This is a genomic window from Paracandidimonas soli, from assembly GCF_004342005.1.
In the GTDB taxonomy this organism is placed as follows: Bacteria; Pseudomonadota; Gammaproteobacteria; order Burkholderiales; family Burkholderiaceae_B; genus Paracandidimonas; species Paracandidimonas soli.
Window position 1 is genome coordinate 22,574 of the sequence record NZ_SMBX01000017.1, and the last position, 6,242, is coordinate 28,815.

Annotated in this window: 7 protein-coding genes; all 7 read left to right on the forward strand. The window is 57.1% G+C overall.

Annotated features, from left to right (window positions below):
• Positions 1–21 precede the first annotated feature (21 nt).
• Positions 22–540: a hypothetical protein gene (locus EV686_RS18345; protein ID WP_132478411.1), complete on the forward strand. Its 519-nt coding sequence runs from the start codon at positions 22–24 to the stop codon at positions 538–540.
• Positions 537–1,337, forward strand: a complete 801-nt coding sequence (locus EV686_RS18690; protein ID WP_165972687.1) for a phage antirepressor KilAC domain-containing protein — start codon at positions 537–539, stop codon at positions 1,335–1,337. The genes EV686_RS18345 and EV686_RS18690 overlap by 4 nt, the downstream gene beginning before the upstream one ends.
• A gap of 105 nt (positions 1,338–1,442) precedes the next feature.
• Complete coding sequence (locus tag EV686_RS18355; RefSeq protein WP_132478412.1) at positions 1,443–2,093, forward strand: hypothetical protein; 651 nt, start codon at positions 1,443–1,445, stop codon at positions 2,091–2,093.
• Positions 2,066–4,954 (forward strand): phage tail tape measure protein, encoded by a 2,889-nt coding sequence (locus EV686_RS18360; protein WP_132478413.1) that lies wholly within the window; start codon positions 2,066–2,068, stop codon positions 4,952–4,954. Before EV686_RS18355 ends, EV686_RS18360 begins: the two co-directional genes overlap by 28 nt.
• Positions 4,954–5,295, forward strand: a complete 342-nt coding sequence (locus tag EV686_RS18365) for a phage tail protein (RefSeq protein ID WP_132478414.1) — start codon at positions 4,954–4,956, stop codon at positions 5,293–5,295. The genes EV686_RS18360 and EV686_RS18365 overlap by 1 nt, the downstream gene beginning before the upstream one ends.
• Positions 5,292–6,023, forward strand: a complete 732-nt coding sequence (locus EV686_RS18370) for a phage minor tail protein L (RefSeq protein WP_132478415.1) — start codon at positions 5,292–5,294, stop codon at positions 6,021–6,023. Before EV686_RS18365 ends, EV686_RS18370 begins: the two co-directional genes overlap by 4 nt.
• A partial coding sequence (locus EV686_RS18375) for a Mov34/MPN/PAD-1 family protein (protein ID WP_207901892.1) occupies positions 6,023–6,242 on the forward strand: 220 nt, incomplete at its 3' end. The genes EV686_RS18370 and EV686_RS18375, both read left to right, overlap by 1 nt.

Genomic DNA, 6,242 nt, shown 5'->3' on the forward strand with positions numbered 1-6,242 from the left:
TGATGAGAAAAGGAAACCGATATGTCGAGTTTACAGCAGACGCCCAAGAAAGGGCAAGCAGCACCGCCAGCGGCCTTGATTGATGGCGTATCCGAGCAACAAATCGATGCGGCAGTGAAGGCGCATGTGCGCAGAGAGGAACCGAAAACAGGGCCGCTGCCTAGTATTTTCGTCTCTGGCCGGCGCGGTCATCTGGCAATGCACAGCGGGGAACTGGCGGATTGGATGGGTGTCGATAACGAAAGGGCGCATGCTGTTCTGTTGTGGCAGAACGGAAATCGCCCTGAAAGCTGGTGGATTGGCAACTGCTGGAACAAGTCGGAGGTGTTTAGCCACAACCGCGCAAATATGACTTTCAAGATTCGTCGTTCGTACTGGATCAGCGAAAGCGTGGCGATGGGTCTGTGCCGCAAATTCCGCAAGGATCTGCTTCCGAGCCTGCGGAGTCTTTTTGCACAGGAGCGCGAAAGGGATATCAAGCGGCAGGTGTTTCTTACTGGCGGCTCGCGGGCATCACGCCGTCAGGAGGTGCGGGCATGAGCAATATCATCACCATTGCAGATGTGGCAATCCGCCAGGATGATCAAGGTCGCTACAGCCTGAATGACCTGCACCGGGCTGCTGGCGGGGAATCGAAACATCAACCGGCGAATTGGCTCCGAATGCAGCAGACGCAGGAACTGACCGCTCACATTGAGGCAGAGGCGATTCCTCACTTTCGAGGAATCGAGTCAAAACAAGGACTTGGAACTTTCGTCTGCAAGGAACTGGTCTATGCCTACGCCATGTGGATCAGCCCAGCCTTCCACCTGAAAGTGATCCGGGCTTATGACCAGATGCGGGCGCAGCCACAACGCGATCCGATGGAGGTCTTGAATGACCCAGCGGCCATGCGCGGGCTTTTGCTTGGCTACAGCGAAAAGGTATTGGCGCTGGAAAGCAAAGTGCAGGAACAGGCCCCGAAGGTCGAGGTATTCGAGCGAATCGCTGACGCCGCTGGCTCCATGACGCTGCGAGAAACCGCCACGACGCTGAAGTATCCAGAGCGAAAGATGATACTCTGGATGCAGCAGAAGGGCTGGCTGTACCGTAGGCCGGGGCGAGGAACGCTGCTCGGGTACGCAGAGCGGATTAAGTCAGGCCACCTTGAGCATAAGTTGACGCTGATTCACAACGAGCGCACCGGCGAGGACGAAACCAGGGAGTCCGTCCGAGTCACGCCGCTTGGTCTGACCGTGCTGGCGCAGAAGCTGGGATGCGAAGTGTCAGCTGCTGATGTACCCGCTGGCGTTATGGTCATGTCGGCACCAAGAAATTACGCGGAGCGTAGAACGTAACTCTGTCAGCAGGTAAGCAGCCACCCTAGGAGGTGGCTGTTTGTATTGGTACACTTCCTGCATCAATTGGATACAGGGGGGGGCGGTATGCGGAAGGTCCTGAGCGTGGTTCTGTACATCTTTGCGGTCCTGCTGGGAGTTTTTGGCTTGGTAGCCATGATCGGCATATCGGTCCCGGGAGGGCTGATATTCATGGCTGCCGCCGCGCTCATCTCTCCGGTGGTCATGCAAAAAATTAGCGATTTGACAGGGAGGGGTTGGATATCGCCCGTCGCTGCTGTTTTGGCCGCGCTGCTGATTGGGCCGATTGTCACGGCGATTACAGCACCAAGCGCTGAAGAAGTTGCGCTGCGGGAGGAGAGGCGTGCCGAGGCAGAAGAGGAGAAGCGCCAGATTGCGGAAGCAAGGGCGGAACAACAAAGAGCCGAAGAGAGGGAAAGAGCGAAACGCAAAGCGGAGGCCGATGCAAAAAAGGCCGAAGAAAAGCGTAAAAAGGATTGCTCAGATACGGTTATGGCTTTCGTTATGAGCCAGAATTTTGTAAAACGCGCCCTAAAGGCGCCCAGTACCGCGAAGTTCCCTTACGCGCATGATGGTGATGTCGCCATTCAGAAGACCGGGGAATGTAAATTTAGAGTGCATGGATATGTTGATGCACAGAACAGCTTCGGCGCAATGATTCGGACGCCATACTCGATTGATATGGAGTACTTCCCTGATAGCAAGAAATGGGGTGGGTCGAATCTGAGCATGTAGATTCGTTTCGCACCCACTACATCAGGGTAAATTTTTATGAGCCACCTCCGGGTGGCTTTTTTAATGGGCGACTCATGGATATAGCAACCCTTGCGCTGGCGATTGATAGCCGCCAAACGGTATCCGCCACCTCAAACCTGGACAAGATGACCGCTGCTGGTGAGAAGGCGGAGCGGCAGTTTGGTGGCGTCGAGAAAGGGGCGAAGCGGGCCGCATCGGAAATCAACACCGTGGACAGAGCCGCGCTGTCCGTGGGCAAGTCGCTGGTCGGGATTGGCGCGGCTGCTGCGGTGGCGTTTGGATCAAGTGCGGTGACGCGTTACGCGGACGCCTGGAGCGACATGCAATCCAGGGTCGGCGCGGCCATCAAGAACATGGATGCCGCGCCCGCAATGATGCGCCGCATCGTTGATATCGCCAATGCTAGCTACAGCCCGCTTGCCCAGACGGTGGAGATTTATGGTCGGAACGTCGCTGTGTTGCGTGATCTTGGAAGGTCATCCACCGAGGCGGCGGATTTTACCGAGGCGCTGAACCATGCACTTGTCATCACAGCCACAAAGGGCGAGCAAGCTGCGTCAGTGCAGAACGCGCTTTCGAAGGCTATGGCGGTTGGAAAGCTAAGTGGCGACGGGCTAGAAACGGTTCTTGCGAATGGTGGGCGCGTGGCTGAAGCACTGGCGAAGTCGCTTGGCACGAACGTCAACGGATTGCGCGGCATGGCTGCTCAAGGAAAGATCACTGCGGATGTGATTGCAAAAGCGTTGATTGGGTCTCTCGATGAGTTGCGGAAAGAGGCGGACGAGATGCCGGGAACTATCGGCGATGCATTTGCCCGCGTACAGACCAACATTACTGAGTTTGTCGGACGAATCGACAAGGCATCAGGCGTATCTTCCGCGATGGCTAAGTCCATCTTTTCGTTTGCCGATGGCATCCGAGTCGCGGGCGATTATGTGATTGCCTTCGGCCAATACGCGGCGCCAGCATTCGATTTGGCTGGATCTGCGATCTCTGCTGTTGGGCAGTATGCGGATATAGCAGCGGTTGCCCTGGCGGGATTCTATGCACCAGCATTAATTGGCGGCGTTGCTCTGCTGACCAAATCGCTTGCGGTGGGATTGGTTGGGGCAATTAAGGCTGTCACGGTGGCGATGTACGCGAATCCTGTCGGTGCGCTTGTGGCGGTCCTGGCTGGGGCCGCGTATGCAGCCTATAAATTCAGTGAGGATTTTCGCAAATTTGTGGGCGAGGATCCAATAGAAACAGCAAAGACCGCCGCGAATTACGTCATCGGATCGTTTGTGGCTGCTTACGAATACATCAAGTTCGTTTGGAATAATTTTGGCGACATGATGGGGGCGGCGGTAATTGGTGGTGTCAATATTGCCATCAGGTCGATAAATTCCATGATTCAGGGGGCGCTGAGCGGAATAAATAGCCTGGCCGACTCATTGAGAAGCATTGGTATAGACATTGGCCGCATCGGGGAAAGTGCTGGAATCAATGAGATAGCCAACCCATATGCAGACCGTTTGGCTGGAGCAGTGGAAGAACGCAACAAAGCCATTTCCGCCGCGCTTGCGAAAGACTACATCGGTGCAGCATTCGGTGGATTTTCATTGCCAGAATCTGCGCCATACGATGGCGGTGGCGGTGGGGGCGGGAAGCCGCCAAGCGCAACCGGGGCGGGGAAATCAGGTAGCGATTACATCAAGCAGATCCTCGAACGAACGGCCTTGCTTGGCAAGGAGACCGAGGCCGAGCAACTGCTGGCAAGGATTCGCATCGGGGCAATTTCGTTCGGCAGTAAGGCGCGACAAGACGAGGCGCTAGCAGCTGCGAAGCAGTACGACGCACTTTCTGCTCAGATAGAACAAGAAAAAATGCTCAAGGATCTGCGAGAGCAGCAATCTATCACGCAATTGCAGTTCATGCGTGACCTGGAGTCTTTCGGTCAGGGCGACCGCATCCGGGAGCTGAACGCGGACCTGGCCAAGGTTGAGGATCGCTACCGCAGCCTGATTGAGGCAAGGCGGAACTCTGCGCAGGGCCTGTCGGACTCGGAGCTGGCGCAGATCCGGGAATCGCTGGAAAAAGAACTGTCGATGGTGCGCGAGTACCACGACAAGAAGCTGCTGATTTCGCAGGACTGGGCACTTGGCGCCAGGGACGCGCTGATCAACTATGCGGACGATGCTGCGAATGTCTACCAGTCCATGGGCAATATGGTTGGCAACACCATCAAGGGCATGGAGGATTCGCTCACCAAGTTCGTGCGCACCGGCAAACTGAGTTTCAGCGACCTGACAGATTCGATCATCAGCGACATGGTTCGCATCGCCATCCAGCAGTCGATTACAGGGCCGTTGGCGGGGGCGCTTTTCGGGGCTATTGGTGGCGCATTCAGCGGAGCCGCTGCGCCTGCTGGCGTAACGCCTGGGGTTAACTGGACGTTTTCCTCCGGCGGCTACACCGGTGACGGCGGCCGTTTCGAGCCGGCCGGTATCGTTCACCGTGGCGAGGGCGTGCTCAATCAGGACGAAATCCGATCCCTGGGTGGGGAGTCCGGATTCAATGCGCTGCGCCGTGCGATACGCGGTCCAGGCCATGCCATCGGAGGTATGGCGGGCAGGCCGTCTCTGCCCTCTGTGGCTGCCTCATCGGGTCAAGAGCCAAAGGTTGTTATCCATATCCACAACGAAGGCGGCGGGGCAGACACGACTGAGGCGACGCCCGGACTTGAGGCATTCGGAAGGATGATGCAAGAGATTGCCAGAACCGAGTACCAGAAGTTGCAGGTTAGGTCGCAGCGCCAGGGGGGTATCGCATGGCAAGCAAGGCAAGGGGCATTTAGCTGATGGCATACGAAACTTTCACATGGTGCCCTCGCATAGACCCGGATGGGAAAAGCGCATTCCGGGTTCTGTCCGCGCAATTCGGCGACGGATATGCGCAGGAGGTAGGCGATGGCATCAATAACGAAACGCGGTCCTGGCCGCTTCAGTTCGTTGGGTATGACACGGAAATCCAGCCGATCCGGGATTTCTTGAGGCGCCACGCGGGATTCAAGCCGTTTTCCTGGACCCCTCCCATGGAGACAGAGCCAGGATTGTTTGTTGTGCGCGAATTCAGTCTCAGACCAATGGGCGGGAAGGCTTATACGCTTACCGCCACATTTGAAGAGAGGTTCGCGCCATGATCCTTGAGGACGTACAAAAGCTAGTTCCAGGCAATCTGGTGACGCTCTACGAGATCGACTGCACAGCCATTGGCGGATCTATCGAGCGTTACCACAACCACAATGACGGTGAAATCGTTTGGCAGGGCAACGTCTACTACCCGTGGGCGATTGAGACAAAGGATTTCGAGCGCACAGGCGATGGCCAGCAGCCCAACCCGACAATCACCGTCAGCAACATCGGCACCGACGATGAAGGCGAGCCAATTACCGGCGTGGTGACGGCTTTGTGCCTGGCATTGGATGATCTGCGCGGAGCGACGCTGGTCCGGCGCCGGACATTTGCGAAGTATCTGGACGCGACGAATTTCCCCGAGGGCAACCCGGGCGCAAATCCGAATGAGCACCTGCCTGATGAGCGCTGGATTATCAGTCAGAAGCAAACAGAGACGCCAGAGGTGGTGACATTTGTGCTGTCGTCGCCCTTGCAGTTCGATGGCGTGCAGCTTCCGCGTCGGCAAGTGATGGCCGGTATGTGCTCCTGGCTGACGATGGCTGGCCCAGAGGGCGGATATAGGGGCGCTTGGTGTGGTTACACAGGGTCGGCGATGTTTGACCGCGACGGCAATCCTGTGACGGATCCGAGCCAGGATAGGTGTTCTGGGAGAGTGTCGGATTGCAAACGCCGTTTCGGAGAATGGCAACCTCTATCTTTTGGCGGCTTCCCGAGCGCGGACAGGGTGAGGTGATGAGGCTATCAGCAAGCATCAAGCGGGCCATCGAGCGTCATGCCCTGGTGGACTATCCCCGTGAAGCGTGCGGCCTGATAGTTGCCGCCGCCGACAAGCAGCAGTATGTGCCGTGCCGCAATGCGGCAAGCCACGGCCAGGACTTCCGCCTGCCGGCGGAGGATTATGCGGCCGCCGAGGACCAGGGCCAGGTGCTGGCCGTCGTGCATTCTCACGTAG